This window comes from Lederbergia sp. B243.17 (assembly GCF_057657925.1).
On sequence record NZ_JBWBKF010000034.1, the window covers coordinates 1 to 20,562 of the forward strand.

Sequence of the window (20,562 nt, forward strand, 5' to 3'; positions counted from 1 at the left end):
GATTAACCATTATATGGTCTATTATAATAATTATCGTTATCAGTGGAATTTAAAAAAGATGACCCCTATTCAATATAGGAATCATCTTCAAACTGCTTAATCTCTTTTTTTATTGTGTCCTTGACATAGGTACCACTTTACATAGGCAGCTTTTTTTTCTTACTTGGATTCTTTTTTGTCCGTTGTTTCTTTTTCTTTATCAGAAGTGAGAATGCCATCGAATGTGTCTTTCAATTCTTTGTCCTCAATTTTGATATCAGACTTTTTCAGCTCGTTTTTCAAAGCGTTTTGTGCTTTGTCAGCATCTAGCTTGGATAATTTGTATTCACGTTCCATTTTGTCTTTTACTTTGTCAAATGACTCTTTTTTCTTAATATCGGTCACTTGGATAATATGCCAGCCAAATGAAGACTGGACGGGTGCACTAATTTCATCCTTCTTAAGCTTGAAGGCTGCTTCTTTGAATGCTGCATCAAGCTGTTGATCGTCCTGGGAAACAAACCCAAGTTCTCCGCCTTGTTCAGCTGTGCCAGGATCAGTTGAATTTTCCTTGGCAAGCTTAGCAAAGTCCTCACCCTTGTCCAATTTTGCTATCAAATCTTTAGCCTTGGCTTCGTCTTCTACAAGGATGTGGCGGACTTCAATGTCCGGCTTTTTCGCATCGTAATAAGCCTTTACGTCTTTTTCACTGGCTTTGATATCTTTCATTGCCGCTTTTTCCTGAAGAAGATTCAATCTCAATGCTTCGCGGAACTCACTTTCATCTTTATAGCCGTATTGCGCAAGGGCCATCTCAAATTGAGGTCCGATTTGGCTCTTGACTTCGTCTAATTGCTCATCGACTTCTTTATCCGAGACCTTGTATTCTTTAGAAAGCACTTTGTCAATGACAAGCTGGCGCAGTGTTTCCTCGCCATACTTATCTTTCATTGCTTCATAAAGTTGGTCTTTCGTAATGTCGCCTGCTTTTGTTTCCACTACTGCACCGTTTGATCCGCTGCAGCCTGCCAATCCAATTACCCCAGCCGCTAAAGAAAGGGATAAAACCCATTTATTCATATAAGACAGCTCCCTATTCAAAATCTGTATGGAAATCCATAAAACATACTATAACATAAAGTCTCATAGAAAAAAACACTTTCAAGGAATCGCCATGAATTGGGCAAATGCCATAACCAAACGGAAAGGGCGGGGCATATGCTGGATTGACAGATGAAAAGGAGGCTGTTAGGAATGGGATATGCTTATAATTCTGGATTTGCCTTGCTTGTAGTGCTGTTCATTTTATTGATCATCGTAGGGGCAGCATATTTTTGTTAAATGACGATAAACCGGGTCAAAAAGCCTAACAACTTTTATGAGGAATGAATAGGATAAATAGACTCAAACAGAGGGGGTGCAGGGTATGAGCGCAGGAGCAGGCGGATACGGCGGAGGTTTCGCGTTAATCGTTGTATTGTTTATTTTGCTCATCATCGTCGGTGCATCTTGGCTTTACTAAGAGCTCAGGATGACTGATGCGAACAGGCGGCTCCCAATCGGGAACCGCCTGTTTGTTGTACATTCGAGATCAAGTGTATAATATTTCAATATAGGAAGAGAGGAGAAGGATCGTTATCAAAATATTGATGGTGCGGAACACAAACGGCTGCCGCTCTTCCGGGATCTCTTTTTGAATGCAGAGGGCATTCGTCAGATTGTTGAATATGTAAAGAATAAAAATCGCGAAGATGACAAAGGCGGAGATCAAGCCTCATCCTCCTCTCCAAAGATTTGTATGTTAACGATAGCAAATTTACGAAAAAAAAGATAGAGTTAATGATTGAAACGGCTTGGAAAATGAAATATACCCTCCTCGGAGGCCGAGAAGGGCGCTGGTCATTCGTTTACAAGGATTTGATAACCCCGCTCATGCTCCTCCACCAAAGAGTGACGAGGTGACAGAAGGAGAGCCTTCAAGACGGGAAGGTCCCCAGCACAGAGTCCGAAGTGATAAGCGAGCAATATCGTCAAATAGTGAACATATTCCGGAAAGAGGAACATAAGCGCACAAATCCCGCTGTTAATGAGAAGGAACGGCAATATGAGCGAGATTGCGAACTGTAATTTCGGTACAGGGTTGTCAATTTTCAAGTTGATGATTGGCAATACATAAAAGTAAAAATCAATTTCCAATTTGATGCTTTTCGAGTATTTGGCAAGCGGCAAATAGTGCATGAATTTATGAAGCGGGTAGAGAAGGAAAACGCCCGTCACCAGTAGGGCAAAATAGCTATCCTCCATCGTACGGCCGGCTAAAATTTGTATCGGTACATAAAATGTGATAAAAACAAGGAGCGTGATCAATGAGGAGATAAAAAATTGCCGGTAAAACTGGTATTTTTTATCGACATTGAACGTTTTCCAGCAATGCATTGATAAGATCCTCCATTCCCTTTCATTCATTCGACTTTACATACAATACGACGAAAACAAAGGAAAATCAATAGGGTTTCAAATCTTTTTTTGCACGTTCCGCAAATGCAGGAAAGGCAAGGGTTTCTGGCGAAATATTGAGGGAGATGGGAAAGGGGTTGCGGATGGACAAAGGGGAGAAAGAAATGGACAGTTTGCAGGCACAGATTGATCGGCTTATGTACCATCAGCGTCTTTTGCTGAATATGGTCAACACAGAAGGCAAGGAATTCGACCGGATGATCATTGATAAGAATTTGAATGAAAAAGAAGTGGCAGAGTTTTTTTCCTTGTGCGAAACGCTGGAGAAAGAAAGAGAAAAGCAAAAAGCGGAGCATTTTGTGTTTTATTCCCCGCTTTTTCGTGAGTTCTTATTCAAGCTGAATGAAAAGCTATCCGTTAAAGAAGTGATTGAGGCATGTTTGAAACAAAAGATTTACCCCGAATTGATGGAGATATTTAAAAAGAACCTTGATTAGGATTATCCTGCATTTTCGATTTTCCTTTTGTTGATTTTCCCTTCGTTCTCCTCAAATTCACTTTCCAGATTGGCAAAGGAGCGTTCAAAGATCTCCATGAAATCATCTCCGTAAATGTTCCGTATGATTGCCATCAGCTCAATAATATCCGGAAATTTCCCATACAGTTCTCGGAGTGGCATGGCACCGACAAAAACCGAATTGTTGTCCACGTCAAACGTATGCGTAAGCTCAAGAAGCAGTTCTTCCCCTTTTTCGGTAAGCTCAACATATGTGTTCCGCTTATCATCCTCTCTTTTTGAAAAACTGAGCAAGCCTCTTTCTTCCAACTTCTTCGAAAAATTAAATGCCGTGGACACGTGCATAACGCCAAATTTGGCGATGTCTGAAATGGAAGCGCCTCTTAAATGGTAAGCAATCCACAATATATGATGTTCATTAATATTAAGGCCATAAGGTTTTACCCAATTTTGCCAATCCTTTTCGATTGCTTTCCAGAGAGCTTTGCTCAGCTGAGCCATCCTCTGGCTAAAAATCATTGATTCCTTGATCGAGAATTGTTTATCCGCCATCAATTTCCCCCACCTTTTATGTATTATAATTATTATGCCAATAAAACAAAAAATAATAAAGGTTTAAATATACAAAATTTTTGGAATGGGGAGATAAATAAAAAACAGAGGAAGAATCCTCTGTTTAATGGCCTGCAGCTTGTTTGTCTTGAAGCTGTTTTTCCAGGTTGGCAATCGTTTGCTGTATATCTTTCATTTCTTTCTGCATCGCTTCTTTATTAGGCTCGATATCCTGCTGCCATTCTTCAATCGCAAGCTTTACATCGCCAGCCAGTTCGCCGAAGATCTCCTTACCTTCCTTCGTCAGTTTCGTAACGGAATCTTTAATATCGGCAGCATTTTCTTTTAAATCTTTGGCGATGCTCAGCCATTCGCCTTTCGATGATGAAATCCGGTTACGCATTTCTTTCCCGGAAAGAGGGGCAGAGAGCAGTGCTGCAGCTCCGCCGATTACTGCGCCGGCAAGCAAACCATATCCGAGTGCTTTTTTGTTCATTCTAATCACCTCATGCTTTTTTCTCGGAAGGCCTCTGTCAGAAAGTGACAAAGGTCTTTCTTACTCTTTCTTTTTCTACAAAAAAATAAATAATCCTTCTTTAACTATTCCCTCTTCCGGTCATGCCCACACATCATTCAGCATAAATTGGTGAGGAGAAGGAAAATTGAGGTGAGCAGAATATGCAGATTGTCATTTATATTTTTCTTGGTATGGGGCTGATTCTCCTATCGGGTACTTTGCATTATCTGTCCGTTTGGAGAAGGCCCGGAATCTATCCGCCGAAGAAGCTGCTGGCACAGCGTACAGGGGCTCTGGGAGCTGCAGCATTCATCTTGCTTGCCGCCAGCGCTTTGCTGTTCTGGATCGCCAATTAAAAAAGGAACCTGATCGTATAAATCAGGTTCCTTCTGTCTATTAATGCTGGACTTGCTCAATCAGCCTTGCTCGGCTAAGAATCGCTTTGACACTCGGATACAGAATGAACATGGCGATTGCGTTCATGGCAAGGGCTGGGAGTACGGCCAATGAGAACAGGACTGGGAACGGAGCCGGCAGTTCAAAGAATAAGAATGCCGAACCGAGGAAAATAAATCCTGAAATCAATGTTCCGATAACGGTCAAGGCCGTAATGGCAATCAAATTTTGATTTTTCTTAGCGATCAACAGGTAAAGTCCATAAAAGGCAAACGCGGTGATCGGTTTATCAATGATGTTGGGAATCAGGCCGCCAGGGAATGTAGTGGTAAGACCGGATAGGATTCCTGTTGCCAAACCAAGCACAAGTACGTTTTTCTTATCGGGAAAAAGCAGGATCCCGAGGAACATCATCGCCAGCATCATATCCGGCTTCATTGTTCCGTTAATACTCGGAATAATAAAATGCAATACCGCGCCGACTGCAATAAACATCGACAAACAAACCAGTGTTCTTGTTTTCATGTCTAATCTCTCCTCTTCTCGTCTCATCTCTGTCTCTCCTGCCGTGCACTCTGCCGGCAGCGAAAGATTAAGAATAGTATAGCATATTTACGCCAAGATTCAATCGAATCTATAGATTAATTTTTTCCTGTTCAAGAGCGGTGGATATTTTCCCGGCAATGCGCTGCAGATCCTCAGTTGTATATTCTTCATCATGAGTCACCCATTTGCTGCCAAATCCATCTTTTTTTCTGTCGTATCTTGGGATGAGGTGCATATGAAAGTGGAAGACGGACTGGTCCGCCAATGCACCGTTATTGTTGAGCATATTCAGGCCTTCCGGCTCAAACGCTGATTTGATCGCGTTGGCGACAAGCGGAATCGATGCGAAGAAATTTTTTGCTGTCTCTTCGTCCATCTCAAAAATATCTTTCTTATGTACTTTCGGCACGACAAGGGTGTGTCCTTCTGTCACTTGGCTCAAATCGAGAAATGCGTATACATGTTCATTTTCATACACTTTGGCAGATGGGATTTCTCCTCTTGTGATTTTACAAAAAATGCAGTCGTTCATGAAAACCATCCTTTCCATGGGGATAGCCATATGGTAGCATATCTTGAAAAAAAGCAAAAACATGCAGGACTCAATAAGAGCCCTGCACGTTGAAGGGGTTAGCGGTTCATGGAAAGTGTCCCAATCCGGCTGAAACAGCCTTTATAGAAACAATCGACTATTCATCATCATGCCCAACGCAACCATCTCCCTTGTCTATTCGTCAAGTTCGACTTATTGTGTTCATGTGAATCCTGTTCGTCTTTCCGCTTCTACTGCAGGATCATGTCTTTGACAACCACCCCAGTTTCGCTTGATGACCGCTCCTTCAAAATATATAATAGCCAAAAGCCGCAGGCAGTATACAGGAAAAGTTCTCCATGCGAGAAAGATTACCGCGGCCTTGTTTTTTGGTACAATGAAAAGAAGACTTTCTATAACGAAAGGACGTTGAATATGTCACTGCTAGAGATCAATGGGCTGACGGGAGGATACACGAAAAATCCCGTCCTGAAAGATATATCTTTTTCAATCGAACCGGGACAGATGATCGGACTGATCGGTCTGAATGGTGCCGGAAAAAGTACAACCATCAAACATATTATCGGTCTGATGGAACCGAAAAAGGGATCCATCAAAATCAATGGGGAGACACTGGCAGATCATCCCGAGAGTTACCGGCGGCAGTTCTCGTTCGTGCCTGAAACGCCGATTCTTTATGAAGAGCTGACGCTCGAGGAGCATCTGCGCCTTGCCGCTATGGCATACGGGCTGGAGGAGAGCGAGTTTCAATTAAGAGTCGGCCCTCTGTTAAAGGAATTCCGTATGGAGAAGAAGCTGAAGTGGTTCCCGGCTCATTTTTCAAAAGGGATGAAACAAAAAGTCATGATCATGTGCGCATTCCTGATTGAACCGCCGCTTTATATCATTGACGAGCCTTTTCTCGGTCTGGATCCACTCGCCATCCAGTCGCTGCTTGAACTGATGGAGCGGATGAAAAGCGGTGGAGCAGGGATTTTGATGTCGACTCACATTTTGGCCACGGCTGAACGCTATTGCGATGGCTTTATCATTTTACATAATGGGGAAGTACGGGCAAAAGGGACGTTGAAGTCTTTGCAGAAAGAGTTCGGAATGCCGGGGGCAACATTGGATGATATTTACATTCAACTGACAAAGGAAGAAGAAAATGAAGCAAATGAATGATTTATGGCGGGAGCGTTTTCGTTCATATACCGTGGAATTAAGACGCTATTCAAAATACATGTTCAATGACCATCTGCTTTTCGTCCTTATTTTCGGCGGCGGAGCGGCTGTTTATTACTATTCGAACTGGGTCAAAACGCTGACAAGCTCCTTTCCGGCCGGATGGGTAATGGCCGCCATTTTAGGGGTAATCCTCACCGCCAGTCCTGTTTATACGCTGCTTAAAGAAGCAGATATTGTTTTTCTTTTGCCGATGGAAACACGGATGGATGGCTATTTTAAAAAAGGAATCCGTCTCAGTTTTTTCTTGCAGTCCTATTTTGTGGTGGTCGGGCTCGCGATTTTAATGCCGCTTTATGTGAAAGTGACAGGCAAGGGATTTCAGACTTTTTTCCCGCTGCTTGCCATCTTTCTGGCGGCCAAGTACTGGAATGTCTGGCTTCGTTGGCAAATGCTGAAGTTCGGCGATCAGGCGTCTTTAATGAAAGATCAAATTGCCCGGTTTGCGATGAATGTGCTGCTTATCTACTTTATAGTCGAAGTTGCCTCCCTTTGGATTATCGGTGCAGTTGTGCTTGTCATGGCCGCCTATGCTGTTTTCTTCAGGGGCGCTGCGAAGGACCGTTTGATCAAGTGGGATGTCCTGATTGAAAAAGAGCAGAACCGAATGCAAATGTTCTATCGGGCTGCCAATATGTTCACCGATGTCCCGCATTTGAAAGGGGAAGTAAAGAGAAGAAAGTGGCTCGATTTTCTGTTTGTGCCGATTCCGTATGGCAGCGAGGAGACGTATCGTTATTTGTTCTCCCGCTCCTTGGTCAGGACAGCGGAATATTCGGGGTTGATTGTACGGCTGACCGTTATTGCGGGTCTGCTCGTTTATATTAATTCCAATTTGTACGTATCGCTTGCCATTGGCCTAGGTTTCATCTATTTAACGGGATTTCAGTTACTTCCGATTATTCGCCGGCATGACAGCAAGATCTGGACAAACCTCTATCCTGTGAGTCCCGCGCTGAAGCAAAAAGCGGTAGTCATGCTCATCATGAAAGTATTAATCGGACAAGCGATTCTCTTTGCAATTGTTGCCGCGGTTGGCCAGTCTTTGCTGAACGGGGCGTGCATTGGCGCAGCCGGCCTTGCTTTTTCTATTTTGTTCAGCAGGGTATATGCAGTGCAGAGGTTGCGGAAGAGTGAAAAATATAGGTGAAAACGGATCTTCGATTAACACAGCTTCGAATCGGGCTGCATTATTCGAGGATCCGTTTTTTTATCAAGCTTTAGGCGATAGGGTTCGAGTCAAAAGCCAGGCCGGGAGATGGCTGAAAAGCGCCTTTTCCTGGTCTTTTCCTCCCGCGCTTGTCGCCGATAGGCTGGCCCCCTCCGCATTTCCCTGTCCAGCTGCAGCGCCTAGCTGCTCGAGGTCATAAGTCAAAGCCGGATAAAGGCTGAAAAGCGCCTTTGTCCATCTTCGCCTTATGCTTGTCGCAGCTGAGCAAGGCGCCTTCGCATTTCTATGCCACAGGAGAGGGATCGGCGGATTTTACCTGTGCTGTGAGAGCGGCGGCTCCCAATGTTTTGGCGGCGATGAGGAGGGATTTTTCCTCAATATCAAATTTTGGGTGGTGGTGCGGATAGGCAATGCCGTCTGTTGCAGGTGCGGCGCCGGTGAAAAAGAAGGTTCCCTTCACCTGTTCTAGATAATAGGCAAAATCTTCTCCGCCCATTTCTGGTGCAGCCTCGATCACGTTTTCCACTCCGGGTACTTTCTCCGCAATGGCTGCGACCAGGTCTGTCTCTTCGTCATGATTGACTACAGCAGGATAGCCGCGAGTATACTGGTAGTCATAGTCACAGCCTGCTGCTAGGCAAGTCCCTTTTACAATCCGGGCCATTTCTTCCTCAACTTTATCTCTGACATCCGGATTGAATGAGCGAACCGTCCCTTTCAAGTCAGCCGTGTCTGCAATTACGTTGAACGCATTATTGGCAACGAAGGATCCGACTGAGACGACTGCTGAATCAATTGGGTCAATGCGGCGGCTGACAATTTGCTGGAGGTTTACAACCAATTGGGAAGCGATCACAACCGCATCTTTCGTTTTATGCGGTTGCGCTCCGTGTCCGCCATATCCTTTGATTTTGATTTCAAAACGGTCGGCGGCTGCCATGATTGGCCCTTTCCTGCAGCTGATTGTACCCGTAGGCAGGCCAGACCAAAGATGCGTGCCAAAAATGACATCAACCCCTTCAAGGCATCCGTCCTTAATCATCGAAATCGCTCCGCCTGGTGCGTATTCCTCTGCATGCTGATGGATGAGCACATATTCACCTGCCAGCTCATTCTTCATTTCGTTAAGAGCTTTGCCGAGAACAAGGAGTGTGGCTGTATGGCCGTCATGTCCGCAAGCATGCATGACGCCCGGAACCTGAGAAGCAAAGGGAAGACCGGTTTCTTCCTGAATTGGAAGCGCATCGAAATCTGCCCGAAGTGCAACGGTTTTTCCAGGTTTTCCACCTTTGATACGCACAACAATCCCATTTCCGCCAACGCCTTCTTTCACGTCAACCCCAAGGTTTTTATAAAAATCCCGGATATAAGCAGCTGTCTGCACTTCTTCAAAGGACAGTTCGGGATGCTGATGCAAGTACCGCCTGATTTCAATCATTTCATCATAGTAACCTTCAAGTTTGCCATACAAATCTTCTAACATACCAAACCACCCGCCATTTCGTGAAATTTAAAACTATTTTAACATATCAGGCTTCCAAAAAAAATCACCCGTCGCCGTTTCAAACGGGAGGGGTGATTTTTTTGCTGGGCCGTGTTTGTATTATTGTTCCTTCTCTTTCAAATGTCTCGCTTCTTCATCGGAAACAAAGAAGGTCGAAATGTATGATGGGCCGGCAAATACACTGATGTTTTGCCCAATATTTTCTCCTGACGGTTTTCCATGCGCTTCATGGAAGGATGAGGAATCTTTCCAAGCAGTATAGGATTTTTCATTCTCCCACATGGTCATCACCACATACGTATCGCTCGAGAGCGGGCGAAGCACTCTCATCGCATGGAAGCCAGATTCTTTGGCGAGTTTCTGCCCCTGGTTCGTAAACCTGTATTCAAATACCGGACGGCCTTCATCGCGAACTGGAATATTGTTGCAGGCAATATAACCCTCTTTGGAAAACTCACCGATCGATTCAATCAGCTGGTATTTCCTTGGTGCTTCAAACAATGTTTTTCCCTCTGTTTCATGAAGGAGCTGGGAGGTGTGCAAGCCCTGCATCAATACGATTTTTTCATTGGGGTGTTTTTCTTCGATTTTCTTCAAAAATGGATACGTTCCCGATGTAATATAGACGTACATCCAATCACCTCGTCTGAATGATTTAACAGTCACTTATTTAGTATGGATTATAATATCAATCCTACCCTTTTTAGGTGCCCGCAAACAAATGGGGCGGTCCGATGTCATATACATACCCTCAAAAGGGACAAATTTATGACATCAGAGTGTTGTTTCTATACTTTGTTCTGGAAAAATAATATAGTTAGTACGAAATAAGCTGAACTGTACTTATATAGGCGGACCGCTGATGTAGATACTATAAATCAGGTGGAGAATGTATGAAAGGCGGAAAGAGAAAACAGATGACTACTATTTTAAATGATGCATTTTTACAGGCTGCGAAAGGCGGGCAGCCGAACCATGTGCCTGTCTGGTATATGCGCCAGGCTGGGAGATCACAAGCCGAATACCGGAAATTGAAAGAAAAGTATTCCCTCTTTGAAATCACACATCAACCGGAGCTCTGTGCATATGTAACAAGGCTTCCTGTTGAAATGTACGATGTGGATGCAGCGATTCTTTACAAAGATATCATGACTCCGCTTCCCGCGCTGGGTGTGGACGTTGAAATCAAAAGTGGCATCGGCCCGGTAATCGATAATCCGATCCGATCGCTGAAGGATGTTGAGAAACTTGGAGAAATTCATCCTGAAGAGGATATCCCTTACGTTCTTGATACGATCAAACTGCTGACTCAAGAGCAGCTGACAGTGCCGCTGATCGGCTTCGGCGGTGCTCCTTTCACATTGGCAAGCTATATGATTGAGGGAGGACCTTCGAAAAACTATCATAAGACAAAGGCCTTCATGTACTCGGAACCAGAAGCTTGGGCCCTGTTAATGGAGAAACTTGGTGAAATGACGATCGCTTATTTGCGTGCCCAAATCAAAGCAGGGGCAAGTGCTGTTCAAATCTTTGACTCATGGGTAGGCGCGCTCAGCCGTGAAGACTATAAGAAGTACATTAAGCCAATAATGGAAAAGATCTTTGCTGAATTAAGATCGGAAAATGTGCCGCTGATCATGCACGGTGTCGGAGCAAGCCATCTAGCGCTTGAATGGAATGAACTTCCGCTCGATGTCGTTGGGCTCGATTGGCGCCTGCCGATAGCTGAAGCCCGAGAGCGCGGAGTGACAAAAGCGGTGCAAGGCAATCTTGATCCTGCCTTGCTCATTGCCGACTGGGCTGTCATTGAAGAACATGCCCGCAGTATCATTGATCAGGGACTTGAGAAGCCTGGCTTCATTTTTAACCTTGGACATGGAGTTTTCCCTGAAGTAAGCCCTGAAACTTTGAAAAAGCTGACAGCATTCGTTCACGAGTACAGCAGAGATAAAATCAGCCAAATGAAGTAAAAAGGAGTGTCCGGATAATGGCAAAGAAAAAGATGGGGCTATTGGTAATGGCCTATGGAACACCTTATAAAGAAGAAGATGTGGAAAGGTATTATACACATATCCGTCATGGAAGAAAGCCGTCACCCGAGGCGCTTGAAGACCTTGAGAACCGTTATAAAGCAATCGGAGGAATTTCCCCGCTTGCGAAAATCACAGAGGCACAGGCATACGGACTTGAGAAGCATTTGAATGAAGTCCAGGATGAGGTGGAATTCAAAGCCTATATCGGCTTGAAGCATATCGAACCTTTCATTGAAGATGCGGTAAAAAAAATGCATCAGGACGGAATTGACGAGGCAGTATCAATCGTGCTTGCCCCGCATTTTTCAACGTTTAGCGTGAAGTCTTACAATGACCGTGCAGCACAAAAGGCTTCCGAGTTGGGTGGCCTTTCCATCACATCTGTGGAAAGCTGGTATAGAGAAGAAGACTTTATCAACTACTGGGCGGAAAAAATTAAAGACACATACGCATCTATGCCGGCTGAAGAAAAAGAAGCAGCCTGCCTGATTGTATCTGCCCACAGCCTGCCAGAGAAGATTTTGGAGTACGGTGATCCGTATCCAGAGCAATTGAAAGAGACGGCCAAAATGATCGCTGAAGCAGCTGACGTTAAAGAATATGCTGTCGGCTGGCAGAGCGAGGGGAATACCCCGGATCCATGGCTTGGCCCGGATGTTCAGGACCTGACAAGGGATCTTTATAATGACAAAGGTTATAAAGCTTTCGTCTATACTCCGGTCGGTTTTATTTCTACTCATCTTGAAGTGCTTTACGATAACGACCATGAATGCAAAGTTGTCAATAAGGAGCTTGGAACAAGCTATTACCGCCCGGATATGCCTGACGCCCAGCCGGAAATCATTCGTGCCATGGCATCAGCCATCCGTAAACTACTGTCTGTAGCTGAATAATCGATCCCTTTCCGTGATCGTGTTTTCACATAAAGACAAGTCATTCGCGACGGTTCCAGAAAATCGCGAGATAAAAAAGGGGAACCAATAGAGGCTTAAAATGTTCAGTCGAGTCACTGAACATTTTAAGCGTGGGCAAACAAGATTACAAAAGAGGGCGATCCAGATTTGACTGAACATAAGAAGTCTGTTGTAGTGATCGGCGGCGGAATTACCGGACTGACAGCTGCTTATTACTTGCAGCAGACCATCACGGAAGAAGACGGCCCTTGGCAGATCCTCCTTGTGGAGGCCAGCCATCGGCTCGGTGGGAAAATCCACACTGTCTGCCGGGATGGGTTTGTCATTGAGAAGGGCCCCGATTCTTTTTTGGAGAGGAAAGAGAGTACTAAATCGCTGTTAAGGGAATTGGATCTGGAAAAGGAAATGATCCAGAGCCAGGCGGGAAATCCGCAAGTTCTAATCAATAACAAACTGCATTCGCTGCCTGAGGGTTCCATATACGGAGTCCCTACGAAGGTAGCCCCTTTCTTGACGACGGACTTGTTTTCGATACCGGGAAAGATGAGGGCTGCAGCGGACCTTGTCATACCCCGGAAAAAAGAGAAGGGGGACATGTCGCTCGGAGGTTTCTTCCGCCGGCGTTTAGGCGATGAAGTTGTCGAGAATATGATCGAGCCGCTCTTGTCCGGGGTTTACCCGGGAGATATTGACCAGCTAAGCCTGAATGCAACGTTCCCCCAGGTAAACGAGATAGAGAAGCAATACCGGAGTTTGATTTTGGGAATCAAGCGAGGGATTCATTTGTTTGAAGGACAATCGTGCCCAAATCGAATCCTTACATTACAAGGCGGCCTTCAGACGCTCGTTGATAAAATTGAGCAAAAGCTGCCACGGGACCTTGTCCTAAAGGGAGTCAAGGTGCAGTCGATCCATCCTTCAAACGATCATAACGGGTACACACTGGCGCTGAATACTGGGGAGAATATTATAGCGGATGCGGTTGTCAGTGCGATGCCGCATCCCTCTCTATTGAAGTTGCTGCCAGATTTCGGCCCGCTGAAGACATATAAACAGATGCCTGCCTCATCGGTTGCCTCGGTGACGATGGCATTTTCAGAGAATAGACCGGCTGGAATAGACAAGAGCACCGGATTTGTCGTATCCCGAAATAGCGATCTGACCATAACCGCTTCAACATGGCTGCATAAAATCTGGCCGCACACAGCGCCGGAAGGAAAGATGCTGCTGCGCTCTTTCATTGGCAGGGCGGGAGAGGAAACGGTTGTGGACCTTTCGGACGATGAGATTGAATCGATTGTATTGCAGGATTTGCGGAAGACTCTAAACCTATCTGCGGATCCTGAATTCACAGTAGTTTCCCGCTGGAAAAATGCGATGCCTCAATATACAGTCGGGCATGCAGAACGCTTGTTTACACTTAAGGAGAGAATGCGGGAAACTCTGCCCGGTTTCTTTGTCGCCGGGAGCTCTTTCGGCGGCCATAGCCTTCCTGACTGTGTTGAGCAAGGAAAAGTCACTGCAGGCGAAGTTGTTGCCTATATGAAAAACACTGTCTCCCCTGTATAGAGGGGATTTTTCTTTAGAGGAAAAATTATCTTGCTTTGTTTTTGGGCGTATGCTATATTATCAATTGTACAAAATGACCAAAATGGTTTTTTAGTCATCCGCAAAGTGGAGTGAGGTGAGAGTATTGGCAGTGGACAGAAAAAGCCTGATTATTGATGCAGCGACGAAATCTTTTGCTTTATATGGCTATAAAGCGACGACCATGGATCAGGTTGCCAAGCTGGCGAATGTCGGCAAAGGGACAATCTACACGTTTTTCCGTAACAAAGAAGAGCTTCTTGATGAAATTGTCGGCTCCTTAATAAAGGAGATGAAGGCGGCTGCGGAAGAGACAATCCGAAGTGATTTATCATTCCATGAAAATCTGAACGAGGCTCTATACAGGCTGCTTGAATTCAGGAAAGAGCATCAGTTGACAATTAAGCTTTTCCAGGAAGAACGGGACATTGGAACACCGGCTGTGCTGGATATGATCCAGAAGGTGGAAGCCGCCATCGTCAATTATATTAAAGGGAAAGTGATTGAAGCGATCAATAAGAGGGAGATTGCTCCGTGCGATCCGGAAATCACCTCGTTCATTATGCTCAAGCTTTACATTGCCCTTATTTTTGATTGGGAGAAATTTCATGCTCCTCTTGACAGGAAGGAAATATCTTCACTATTTGAACTGTATTTATTCAAAGGATTGTCTCGCTAAAGGATAATCCTCGTTTTTAGCAGTTGATTGACTAAATGAACATTTTGGTCATTAAGCCATGTTTTAAGGGAGGCAGGAACAAGAATGAGAAAGAGTTTAGCAGCTGCAGAGTGGAGAGCGATTTTCCACAATAGAAAATTGCTTATCCCTCTTATAGCGGTCATGCTGATACCGGTTTTGTACAGCGGGATGTTTTTATGGGCATTTTGGGATCCGTATGACCGGCTTGAAGATCTTCCCGTTGCCGTCATTAATAATGACAAGGGTGCAGATTTCGAGGGCACTTCGCTCCAAGTGGGAAATGAGCTTGTTAAAAAGCTGAAAGATAATGATCAATTTAACTTTGATATTGTCAGTAAGGAAAAAGGGCACAAAGATCTAGACAGACGCAAATATTATCTTTTAGTGGAAATTCCCGAGAATTTTTCTGCCAATGCGGCAACGATTTTGGATGAACATCCAAAAAAACTTGAGCTCATTTATATCCCGAACGAGAGCCATAACTTCCTATCCGCTCAAATCGGGGAAACGGCGATGAAGGAAATTAAATCGGCGCTGACGAAGGAAGTGACAGCCACTTATTCCGAGACAATCTTTGACGCGGTCAAGGAAATGTCGGACGGTTTTGATACTGCCAGTGAAGGGGCTAAAAAGCTTCACGACGGAAGCGGTGAGCTTGCATCAGGTTCTGGGGAATTAAAAGAGAACCTTGACCTGCTTGCCTCTAAATTGGTTGAATTTAAGAACGGCGTTTCAAAAGCGCAGGCTGGGACTGGAGACCTTGCAACAGGAGCCGGTGCATTATCGTCTGGCCTTGACCAGCTCGCTGCAGGCCATAAACAAATTGTAGATGGGGCCGCAGCTGCTAAGGATGGTACCGGACAGCTCACTTCAGGAGCGAAAGAGCTCAATCAGGGATTGAAACAAGCGGACGGCTCCATGGGAGCCATTGTCAGCGGTACAAGTCAGCTGAAGGACGGTGCCTCACAATTGGCCGGCAAGCTGAAAGAATTTCAATCCGGGGCAGGCCAAGTGGCCAAGGGAGCCCAAGATTTGCAAGCGGGCATACAGCAGATGGAGCAGCAAGTGAATTCCATTGATGCGATGCTGGCCGACTTGCCGATGCCGGACGAGGCAAAGGCGCAGCTGGCAGAGCAATTGAAAGCAAAGCTGCAGGCGGGTCTTTCCCAGCTGGATGCGGGCAGCAAATCGCTCGCAACGGGAACCGGGAGCTTGCAGGCTGCCTCTGGTGAATTACAGGCCGGAGCCGGCACCTTGGCAGGGAAGACAGATGAACTTCTTGCCGGACAGCAGCAATTGAAGGCAGGACTTGGCAAATTGTCCGGCGGCTCTGATCAGCTCCTCGCCGGTTTGGGAGAGCTACAATCAGGGCAGGCAGACCTTCTTGCCGGAGTGAATGTTTTCGATCAGAAGTTAGCGGAAGCAAAAGCTGGTGCCAATCAATTGGCTGCCGGATCAGTTGATTTGAAGAGCGGCATGGGTGAACTTTCCAATGGCTCAGAACAGCTAAGCGGCGGAGGTAAAAAGCTTGCTGAAGGGTCGGCGGCACTGACTGACGGCACGAAGAAGCTGGAGGAAGGAACGGCCGAAATGAAGGATAAGCTTGCGGATGCCGCAGAGCAATCCGGGTCTGTTCAAGCAAATGATGAAACTTTCGATATGATGGGTGAACCGGTTGAAGTAGAAAATAAAGGGATCCATAAAGTGCCGAACTATGGTACAGGTTTTGCCCCTTATTTCCTATCGCTTGGCTTATTCGTCGGAGCGTTGCTGCTCTCTATCGTATTTCCACTTCGCGAGCCTGCAGGACGGCCAAAAAGCGGCTTGTCATGGTTCTTCGCCAAATTCGGCGTCATCTCCATTGTCGGTGTGCTTCAATCATTGTTGGCAGTTGCAATTATGCTGTACGGACTGAAGATTGAAGTGCAGAGTGTTCCATTGTTTATTTTGACGACTTTGATTACAAGCTTGAGCTTTATTGCGCTTATTCAGTTCCTCGTAACGTTGCTCGGAGACCCAGGACGTTTCATCGCGATTATCGTTTTGATTCTCCAGCTGACAACAAGCGCTGGTACATTCCCGCTTGAATTGATTCCAAAAGCATTGCAGCCGATCAGCGCTGCGTTGCCGATGACTTATTCGGTGCAGGCTTATAAGGCAGCCATTTCCAGTGGAGATTTCTCCTTCTTATGGCAGAATTTCTGGATTCTCGCTGCGTATGGTGTTGCCTTCATGGTGCTGACTGCCATATTCTTTACAGCGAAATTCAAGCGTGATTATGCTGGAAGCAACACGCAGGCTGAAGCGTAAAAAAAGGGCTGGCCAAAAAGTTGTTTTAGAAGTAAAAACCGAGAATGAGGTCTCTCCTCATTCTCGGTTTTTCGCGTTGAATCCGTGGATCTGCGTTCCAGGCTTGCGCTTTCCGCAGGGCGCGGTAAGCCTTCCTGACGCTAGCGTCTGTGGGGTCTCACCATTCGCGCTAAATCCCGCAGGACACAGAAATAGCTCCCACGAAGAGGCATCTCACGAAGGAAAGGCAACGCCTTTTCGAGGAGTCGCCGCCTTCCACTTCGATCCACTTGAGAATGCAGTTTGAGAATTTCTTTGCCAACTCAATCTATCTCCTTTCTGTGTACAGAGGTTGCAAAATTTGAACCAGCAATCCCTTATTCTGGCTAGTCCGCAAGAGGAAGGAATGCAAATTTTCCATTGCAATCTTCTCGATCAGGCGGCAGCAATTCTACTTCTGGAATGGCTGTAACGATTGCGCAGTTCCGCTTTTAGTGCAGGGGACTGCGACGGCCGTCCGGATGATGGCTGAAAAGCTGTTCGGCCGGGATGGGCTTGATCATGAAGCCGATGATTTGTGCTGCGTGGGTGTTCCAGGTTCAACAATTAGACATCTAGGAAGGAGAAGGATTGGTTGGTGACTTCATTCTATAACAGGGGGCGAATCTATTATTTATCCGGTTGGGAAAGCTTCCTATTTTTCATACGCCCGTAAGGCGGTTGCTTGAAGTGCAGGGGCTGACTCCTCGAAAAGGCGCTGCCTTTCCTTCGTGAGATGATTATTCGCTGAAGCTATTTCTGGGTCCTGCGGGACTAGCTTAGCCTTGAGACCCCGCAAGGCGCGCAGCGACTGAGGCAGGCGAAAACGCGACGTCCTGTCGCATCGCCTGCATGACCAACGTCCTGTTGGCCCGAGGCTCAAGCCTAGCCCCGCGGAAAGCGTGCTCCGGAACGGAAAGCAACCGGAACCGCACACCGCTTTCTGCATACATAAAAGAAGGGCTGCCGCAGAAAAGCTCAATTGACTTTCTGGACAGACCCCTTTTTTATTATTGTTTTGACGCCGCTTTGATATCTTTTACAATCTGCTTGTACGGGACGTCTTCTTTTCCGTCATACTCAGCAATGATTTCTCCGTTTTTGTTCAACAGATAAAAGCTCGTGCCGTGAATGACTTGATCGTCATTATTCGGCTTCTTGACGATTGTTTTGAAGTTCTTAGGCAAATAAGTCTCGGCCTCTTTCTGGGTATAGCCTGTCAGAAAGTGCCAGGTTGAGAAATCCGCGGCAAATGATTCGCCGTATTTCTTTAAGGCTTCCGGCGTATCGAGCTCAGGATCAATGGAGAACGAGACGAAATGTACATCTTTAAGACCAGCTTTTTTGACATCGCTCTGCAGTTGGCTCATATTCGCTGTCATTGGCGGACAAACCGTTGTACAGTTTGTAAAAATCATATTGGCGACCCAGACTTTTCCTTTTAAATCACTGAGGCTGAGCGGCTTCTCATCCTGGTCTGTATACTGGAATTCCTGGATCGGCGTTCCGCTTTTCGGGGCGGCGGCGCCGCAAGCCGATAATACAAGAACGAGAATGAGTAAAAATGGATAAATAACTTTTTTCAATATGTACCCCCCTAAATCGTGCTCTTCCGTCTATTATAGCGGATAAGCATAGGGGTATGCTTGCACTAGTCGAGAATTCGAAAAAAATCCAAATATAAACGGAGAAATCTGCTAAAGTAGTAGGAAATAGGGCAAGGAGCTGAGCCAATCGATGGAAAACAATGAAGATGTGAAGTTTCTGCGAACGAAAGAGGAAATCAAGAGTGCATACGAACTCGTCCGCCATTTGAGAACTCATCTTAATCTTGAAAGTTACTGTGAGCTCGTTATAGAAGCACAGGAGAGGGCCGGATACAAGCTGGCTGTTCTTTATAAGGATGGGAAAATGGTTGCTGCGGCAGGCTGGCTGCCGATGGTCACCTTGTATTATGGCCGGTTTACATGGGTATGCGATTTGGTGACGGATCCCGATTGTCGTTCAAAGGGATATGGGGAGACGCTTCTTACTTTTATACATGAATGGGCGAAGGACAGGGGCCATGAGAAAGTCGCTCTTTCCTCCGGCTTGCAAAGAGAAGGCGCACACCGATTTTACGAAGAAAAGATGGAGTATGATAAAGTGAGCTATGTTTTTTTAAAAGAACTGGGCCAGTGAACCCGAAGTTATGAGGCCCTGTTCTTTACCCGCAGTTTCCTTTGCAGGAAGGCAAAAGGGTGAGCAGGTTTGTCATATTCCAAGATGTAGCGATTGACGAAGTAATAAATCGTTTCCTCAAATAATCCGAATAGAAGAACAGCAAGCAGAAAAATGATAACTGCAGTCACAGAAGAACGCCTCCTTCAAAAGTTGGCAAATATCCTATCTGTACTCTTTACCTCTCTCTTATTCTTCTAAACAGAAGAAGAGAGAAAGACACTTCACCGCTCCGTATGCTCTTGCAAAAGTTTTTTCAGAAGATCGGGCCGATTCGTGAACGCCCCATTTGCCTGCCAGCGGAAAAGTTTTTTCATTTGGGCCGGATCATCAACCGTAAAAGGGTGGATATCGAATCCAGCTGCTTTTATCTTGGCGATATCTTGCTTGCGGAGGGCGGTAAAATTGGGACCGATCGCTTGTACACACGCATTCAATTGTCCAAGCCTTTCATCTGTAAGATTTCTCGTTCCTTCGGCTGACAAAAGCAGTACTGAAGGGATTTCGGGCGCAAGTTTGCATGTTTTCTCCAAGCTGCTTTCGCTGAAGGATTGAACGATCACAGAGCTTTTGCCGTTGCTTTCGCCCTCAAGGCCATGGGCACGGATCATCTTGACGAGAGCTTCTTCCATACCGGGATACTCGGCGGGCGATTTAGTTTCAATATAATAATGCGTCTGGTCACCAAAGTAAGAGAAGATTTCCTCAAGTGAGGGGACTGTAGCCGTTTCATATTCTTTCTTGGCCAAACGGGGAAACTGCCGATTGAACCAAGAACCGGCATCTAGTTTTTTCAAGTCGGCAAGAGTAAAATCCGACACGAGCCCGTTGCCGTTCGTCGTCCGGTCTATTGTTTTATCATGCATGGCTACGAGCTTGCCGTCCTTTGTCATCTGCAGGTCGATTTCCAAGTAGTCTGCCCCCATCTCCCAAGCAAGTTTATAGGAAGGGAGGGTATGTTCCGGTGCATAAGCAGAAGCACCGCGGTGTGCGATGATGAGAAAATTTTCCGCATCTATCTCATTTGAAGAAGATAGGGCGTAAGTGGAAGCAAATAAAATGACAAGTATCAAAATAGAGCGCATCGCGTTTTTCATGCTGTTCACCAACGTTCACAGTTTACAATCTATTATAATACAGCTCACGCTCCTTTAGAATGATAAAAGGCCTTCCGAAAAACCTGATTGGTTTACGGAAGGCCCTTGCTCGTTTATCGAATATCCATACAACTGTCGCACTTCACGCCATAGCACTCATGCTGTTCTTCAATTTTTTTACCGCACTCCGTACATTTCTTTGCCGGCAACTTCTTAAAGAATTCCAAAACGTTTTCCATCATCTTCACTCCTTTTTGTTGTACTACT

General features: G+C 45.7%; 26 protein-coding genes. 13 read left to right on the forward strand and 13 right to left on the reverse strand.

What is annotated here, in order from left to right; translation table 11 throughout:
- A partial coding sequence (locus AC0TWI_RS04885; RefSeq protein WP_488124311.1) for an IS3 family transposase occupies positions 1-100 on the forward strand: 100 nt, incomplete at its 5' end.
- A 59-nt stretch (positions 101-159) separates the two neighbouring features.
- Here AC0TWI_RS04885 and AC0TWI_RS04890 read toward each other — a convergent pair.
- On the reverse strand, positions 160-1,059 hold the full coding sequence (locus tag AC0TWI_RS04890; protein WP_488125211.1) for a peptidylprolyl isomerase: 900 nt from the start codon (positions 1,057-1,059) through the stop codon (positions 160-162).
- 174 nt (positions 1,060-1,233) lie between these two features.
- On the opposite strand from AC0TWI_RS04890, the gene AC0TWI_RS04895 reads away from it, so the two are divergent.
- Together AC0TWI_RS04895 and AC0TWI_RS04900 are read left to right on the forward strand one after the other, a co-directional pair.
- A complete protein-coding gene (locus tag AC0TWI_RS04895) occupies positions 1,234-1,320 on the forward strand; it encodes a YjcZ family sporulation protein (RefSeq protein ID WP_488125421.1) in 87 nt (28 codons plus the stop codon).
- Between the two features lie 85 nt (positions 1,321-1,405).
- A complete protein-coding gene (locus tag AC0TWI_RS04900; RefSeq protein ID WP_488125212.1) occupies positions 1,406-1,501 on the forward strand; it encodes a YjcZ family sporulation protein in 96 nt (31 codons plus the stop codon).
- A 69-nt stretch (positions 1,502-1,570) separates the two neighbouring features.
- On the opposite strand, the gene AC0TWI_RS04905 is transcribed toward AC0TWI_RS04900, so the two are convergent.
- Positions 1,571-1,750 (reverse strand): hypothetical protein, encoded by a 180-nt coding sequence (locus tag AC0TWI_RS04905; protein ID WP_488125213.1) that lies wholly within the window; start codon positions 1,748-1,750, stop codon positions 1,571-1,573.
- 128 nt (positions 1,751-1,878) lie between these two features.
- Complete coding sequence (locus AC0TWI_RS04910; protein ID WP_488125214.1) at positions 1,879-2,415, reverse strand: DUF3267 domain-containing protein; 537 nt, start codon at positions 2,413-2,415, stop codon at positions 1,879-1,881.
- Between the two features lie 164 nt (positions 2,416-2,579).
- Between AC0TWI_RS04910 and AC0TWI_RS04915 the strand changes: the two genes are divergently transcribed.
- The gene (locus AC0TWI_RS04915) at positions 2,580-2,933 is read left to right on the forward strand and encodes a DUF1878 family protein (RefSeq protein ID WP_488125215.1); all 354 of its coding nucleotides are present in this window, start codon (positions 2,580-2,582) and stop codon (positions 2,931-2,933) included.
- Between the two features lie 2 nt (positions 2,934-2,935).
- On the opposite strand, the gene AC0TWI_RS04920 is transcribed toward AC0TWI_RS04915, so the two are convergent.
- Positions 2,936-3,505 (reverse strand): HTH-type transcriptional regulator Hpr, encoded by a 570-nt coding sequence (locus AC0TWI_RS04920; RefSeq protein WP_488125216.1) that lies wholly within the window; start codon positions 3,503-3,505, stop codon positions 2,936-2,938.
- 124 nt (positions 3,506-3,629) lie between these two features.
- Positions 3,630-4,001, reverse strand: a complete 372-nt coding sequence (locus AC0TWI_RS04925) for a YtxH domain-containing protein (protein WP_488125217.1) — start codon at positions 3,999-4,001, stop codon at positions 3,630-3,632.
- Between the two features lie 182 nt (positions 4,002-4,183).
- Between AC0TWI_RS04925 and yhzF the strand changes: the two genes are divergently transcribed.
- Complete coding sequence (yhzF, locus tag AC0TWI_RS04930; RefSeq protein WP_488125218.1) at positions 4,184-4,378, forward strand: membrane protein YhzF; 195 nt, start codon at positions 4,184-4,186, stop codon at positions 4,376-4,378.
- A gap of 40 nt (positions 4,379-4,418) precedes the next feature.
- Here the strand turns inward: yhzF and AC0TWI_RS04935 are convergent, their stop codons facing one another.
- Together AC0TWI_RS04935 and AC0TWI_RS04940 are read right to left on the reverse strand one after the other, a co-directional pair.
- Entirely contained in the window at positions 4,419-4,943 is a 525-nt protein-coding gene (locus AC0TWI_RS04935; protein WP_488125219.1) for a tryptophan transporter, read from the reverse strand.
- A gap of 109 nt (positions 4,944-5,052) precedes the next feature.
- A complete protein-coding gene (locus AC0TWI_RS04940) occupies positions 5,053-5,496 on the reverse strand; it encodes an HIT family protein (RefSeq protein WP_488125220.1) in 444 nt (147 codons plus the stop codon).
- Positions 5,497-5,931: 435 nt separating this feature from the next.
- Between AC0TWI_RS04940 and AC0TWI_RS04945 the strand changes: the two genes are divergently transcribed.
- Together AC0TWI_RS04945 and AC0TWI_RS04950 are read left to right on the forward strand one after the other, a co-directional pair.
- Positions 5,932-6,681, forward strand: a complete 750-nt coding sequence (locus AC0TWI_RS04945) for an ABC transporter ATP-binding protein (protein WP_488125221.1) — start codon at positions 5,932-5,934, stop codon at positions 6,679-6,681.
- Positions 6,665-7,891: an ABC transporter permease gene (locus tag AC0TWI_RS04950; RefSeq protein WP_488125222.1), complete on the forward strand. Its 1,227-nt coding sequence runs from the start codon at positions 6,665-6,667 to the stop codon at positions 7,889-7,891. The genes AC0TWI_RS04945 and AC0TWI_RS04950 overlap by 17 nt, the downstream gene beginning before the upstream one ends.
- 304 nt (positions 7,892-8,195) lie before the next feature.
- Here the strand turns inward: AC0TWI_RS04950 and AC0TWI_RS04955 are convergent, their stop codons facing one another.
- Together AC0TWI_RS04955 and AC0TWI_RS04960 are read right to left on the reverse strand one after the other, a co-directional pair.
- The gene (locus AC0TWI_RS04955) at positions 8,196-9,395 is read right to left on the reverse strand and encodes a M20 family metallopeptidase (RefSeq protein WP_488125223.1); all 1,200 of its coding nucleotides are present in this window, start codon (positions 9,393-9,395) and stop codon (positions 8,196-8,198) included.
- A gap of 120 nt (positions 9,396-9,515) precedes the next feature.
- The gene (locus AC0TWI_RS04960) at positions 9,516-10,049 is read right to left on the reverse strand and encodes an antibiotic biosynthesis monooxygenase family protein (protein ID WP_488125224.1); all 534 of its coding nucleotides are present in this window, start codon (positions 10,047-10,049) and stop codon (positions 9,516-9,518) included.
- Positions 10,050-10,333: 284 nt separating this feature from the next.
- Between AC0TWI_RS04960 and hemE the strand changes: the two genes are divergently transcribed.
- From hemE to AC0TWI_RS04985, 5 genes are all read left to right on the forward strand, one after another.
- On the forward strand, positions 10,334-11,386 hold the full coding sequence (gene hemE / locus AC0TWI_RS04965) for a uroporphyrinogen decarboxylase (RefSeq protein WP_488125422.1): 1,053 nt from the start codon (positions 10,334-10,336) through the stop codon (positions 11,384-11,386).
- Positions 11,387-11,403: 17 nt separating this feature from the next.
- Positions 11,404-12,342, forward strand: a complete 939-nt coding sequence (gene hemH / locus AC0TWI_RS04970; protein ID WP_488125225.1) for a ferrochelatase — start codon at positions 11,404-11,406, stop codon at positions 12,340-12,342.
- A 168-nt stretch (positions 12,343-12,510) separates the two neighbouring features.
- Entirely contained in the window at positions 12,511-13,932 is a 1,422-nt protein-coding gene (gene hemY / locus AC0TWI_RS04975; RefSeq protein ID WP_488125226.1) for a protoporphyrinogen oxidase, read from the forward strand.
- A 124-nt stretch (positions 13,933-14,056) separates the two neighbouring features.
- Positions 14,057-14,629: a TetR/AcrR family transcriptional regulator gene (locus AC0TWI_RS04980; protein WP_488125227.1), complete on the forward strand. Its 573-nt coding sequence runs from the start codon at positions 14,057-14,059 to the stop codon at positions 14,627-14,629.
- An 84-nt stretch (positions 14,630-14,713) separates the two neighbouring features.
- On the forward strand, positions 14,714-16,960 hold the full coding sequence (locus AC0TWI_RS04985; protein WP_488125228.1) for a YhgE/Pip family protein: 2,247 nt from the start codon (positions 14,714-14,716) through the stop codon (positions 16,958-16,960).
- Positions 16,961-17,988: 1,028 nt separating this feature from the next.
- On the opposite strand, the gene AC0TWI_RS04990 is transcribed toward AC0TWI_RS04985, so the two are convergent.
- Positions 17,989-18,564 carry an SCO family protein gene (locus AC0TWI_RS04990; protein WP_488125229.1) on the reverse strand — a complete coding sequence of 192 codons (576 nt, stop codon included), beginning with the start codon at positions 18,562-18,564 and terminating at the stop codon, positions 17,989-17,991.
- Positions 18,565-18,715: 151 nt separating this feature from the next.
- Between AC0TWI_RS04990 and AC0TWI_RS04995 the strand changes: the two genes are divergently transcribed.
- Positions 18,716-19,159, forward strand: a complete 444-nt coding sequence (locus AC0TWI_RS04995; protein ID WP_488125230.1) for a GNAT family N-acetyltransferase — start codon at positions 18,716-18,718, stop codon at positions 19,157-19,159.
- An 8-nt stretch (positions 19,160-19,167) separates the two neighbouring features.
- Here the strand turns inward: AC0TWI_RS04995 and AC0TWI_RS05000 are convergent, their stop codons facing one another.
- From AC0TWI_RS05000 to yhfH, 3 genes are all read right to left on the reverse strand, one after another.
- On the reverse strand, positions 19,168-19,329 hold the full coding sequence (locus tag AC0TWI_RS05000) for a hypothetical protein (protein ID WP_488125231.1): 162 nt from the start codon (positions 19,327-19,329) through the stop codon (positions 19,168-19,170).
- 93 nt (positions 19,330-19,422) lie between these two features.
- Positions 19,423-20,295 (reverse strand): glycerophosphodiester phosphodiesterase, encoded by an 873-nt coding sequence (locus tag AC0TWI_RS05005; RefSeq protein WP_488125232.1) that lies wholly within the window; start codon positions 20,293-20,295, stop codon positions 19,423-19,425.
- Between the two features lie 113 nt (positions 20,296-20,408).
- Entirely contained in the window at positions 20,409-20,537 is a 129-nt protein-coding gene (gene yhfH / locus AC0TWI_RS05010) for a protein YhfH (protein WP_488125233.1), read from the reverse strand.
- Positions 20,538-20,562: the final 25 nt, after the last annotated feature.

Bases quoted from the DNA above. Each gene is read 5' to 3' on its own strand.
- AC0TWI_RS04995 (WP_488125230.1), top strand. From the start codon at position 18,716: ATGGAAAACAATGAAGATGTGAAGTTTCTGCGAACGAAAGAGGAAATC.
- AC0TWI_RS04890 (WP_488125211.1), bottom strand. From the start codon at position 1,059: ATGAATAAATGGGTTTTATCCCTTTCTTTAGCGGCTGGGGTAATTGGA.
- AC0TWI_RS04960 (WP_488125224.1), bottom strand. From the start codon at position 10,049: ATGTACGTCTATATTACATCGGGAACGTATCCATTTTTGAAGAAAATC.
- AC0TWI_RS04955 (WP_488125223.1), bottom strand. From the start codon at position 9,395: ATGTTAGAAGATTTGTATGGCAAACTTGAAGGTTACTATGATGAAATG.
- yhfH (WP_488125233.1), bottom strand. From the start codon at position 20,537: ATGATGGAAAACGTTTTGGAATTCTTTAAGAAGTTGCCGGCAAAGAAA.
- AC0TWI_RS04895 (WP_488125421.1), top strand. From the start codon at position 1,234: ATGGGATATGCTTATAATTCTGGATTTGCCTTGCTTGTAGTGCTGTTC.
- AC0TWI_RS04925 (WP_488125217.1), bottom strand. From the start codon at position 4,001: ATGAACAAAAAAGCACTCGGATATGGTTTGCTTGCCGGCGCAGTAATC.
- AC0TWI_RS04945 (WP_488125221.1), top strand. From the start codon at position 5,932: ATGTCACTGCTAGAGATCAATGGGCTGACGGGAGGATACACGAAAAAT.
- hemH (WP_488125225.1), top strand. From the start codon at position 11,404: ATGGCAAAGAAAAAGATGGGGCTATTGGTAATGGCCTATGGAACACCT.
- AC0TWI_RS04920 (WP_488125216.1), bottom strand. From the start codon at position 3,505: ATGGCGGATAAACAATTCTCGATCAAGGAATCAATGATTTTTAGCCAG.
- AC0TWI_RS04915 (WP_488125215.1), top strand. From the start codon at position 2,580: ATGGACAAAGGGGAGAAAGAAATGGACAGTTTGCAGGCACAGATTGAT.
- AC0TWI_RS04910 (WP_488125214.1), bottom strand. From the start codon at position 2,415: ATGCATTGCTGGAAAACGTTCAATGTCGATAAAAAATACCAGTTTTAC.
- hemE (WP_488125422.1), top strand. From the start codon at position 10,334: ATGACTACTATTTTAAATGATGCATTTTTACAGGCTGCGAAAGGCGGG.
- AC0TWI_RS04985 (WP_488125228.1), top strand. From the start codon at position 14,714: ATGAGAAAGAGTTTAGCAGCTGCAGAGTGGAGAGCGATTTTCCACAAT.
- AC0TWI_RS04900 (WP_488125212.1), top strand. From the start codon at position 1,406: ATGAGCGCAGGAGCAGGCGGATACGGCGGAGGTTTCGCGTTAATCGTT.
- AC0TWI_RS04950 (WP_488125222.1), top strand. From the start codon at position 6,665: ATGAAGCAAATGAATGATTTATGGCGGGAGCGTTTTCGTTCATATACC.
- yhzF (WP_488125218.1), top strand. From the start codon at position 4,184: ATGCAGATTGTCATTTATATTTTTCTTGGTATGGGGCTGATTCTCCTA.
- AC0TWI_RS04935 (WP_488125219.1), bottom strand. From the start codon at position 4,943: ATGAAAACAAGAACACTGGTTTGTTTGTCGATGTTTATTGCAGTCGGC.
- AC0TWI_RS05005 (WP_488125232.1), bottom strand. From the start codon at position 20,295: ATGAAAAACGCGATGCGCTCTATTTTGATACTTGTCATTTTATTTGCT.
- AC0TWI_RS04940 (WP_488125220.1), bottom strand. From the start codon at position 5,496: ATGAACGACTGCATTTTTTGTAAAATCACAAGAGGAGAAATCCCATCT.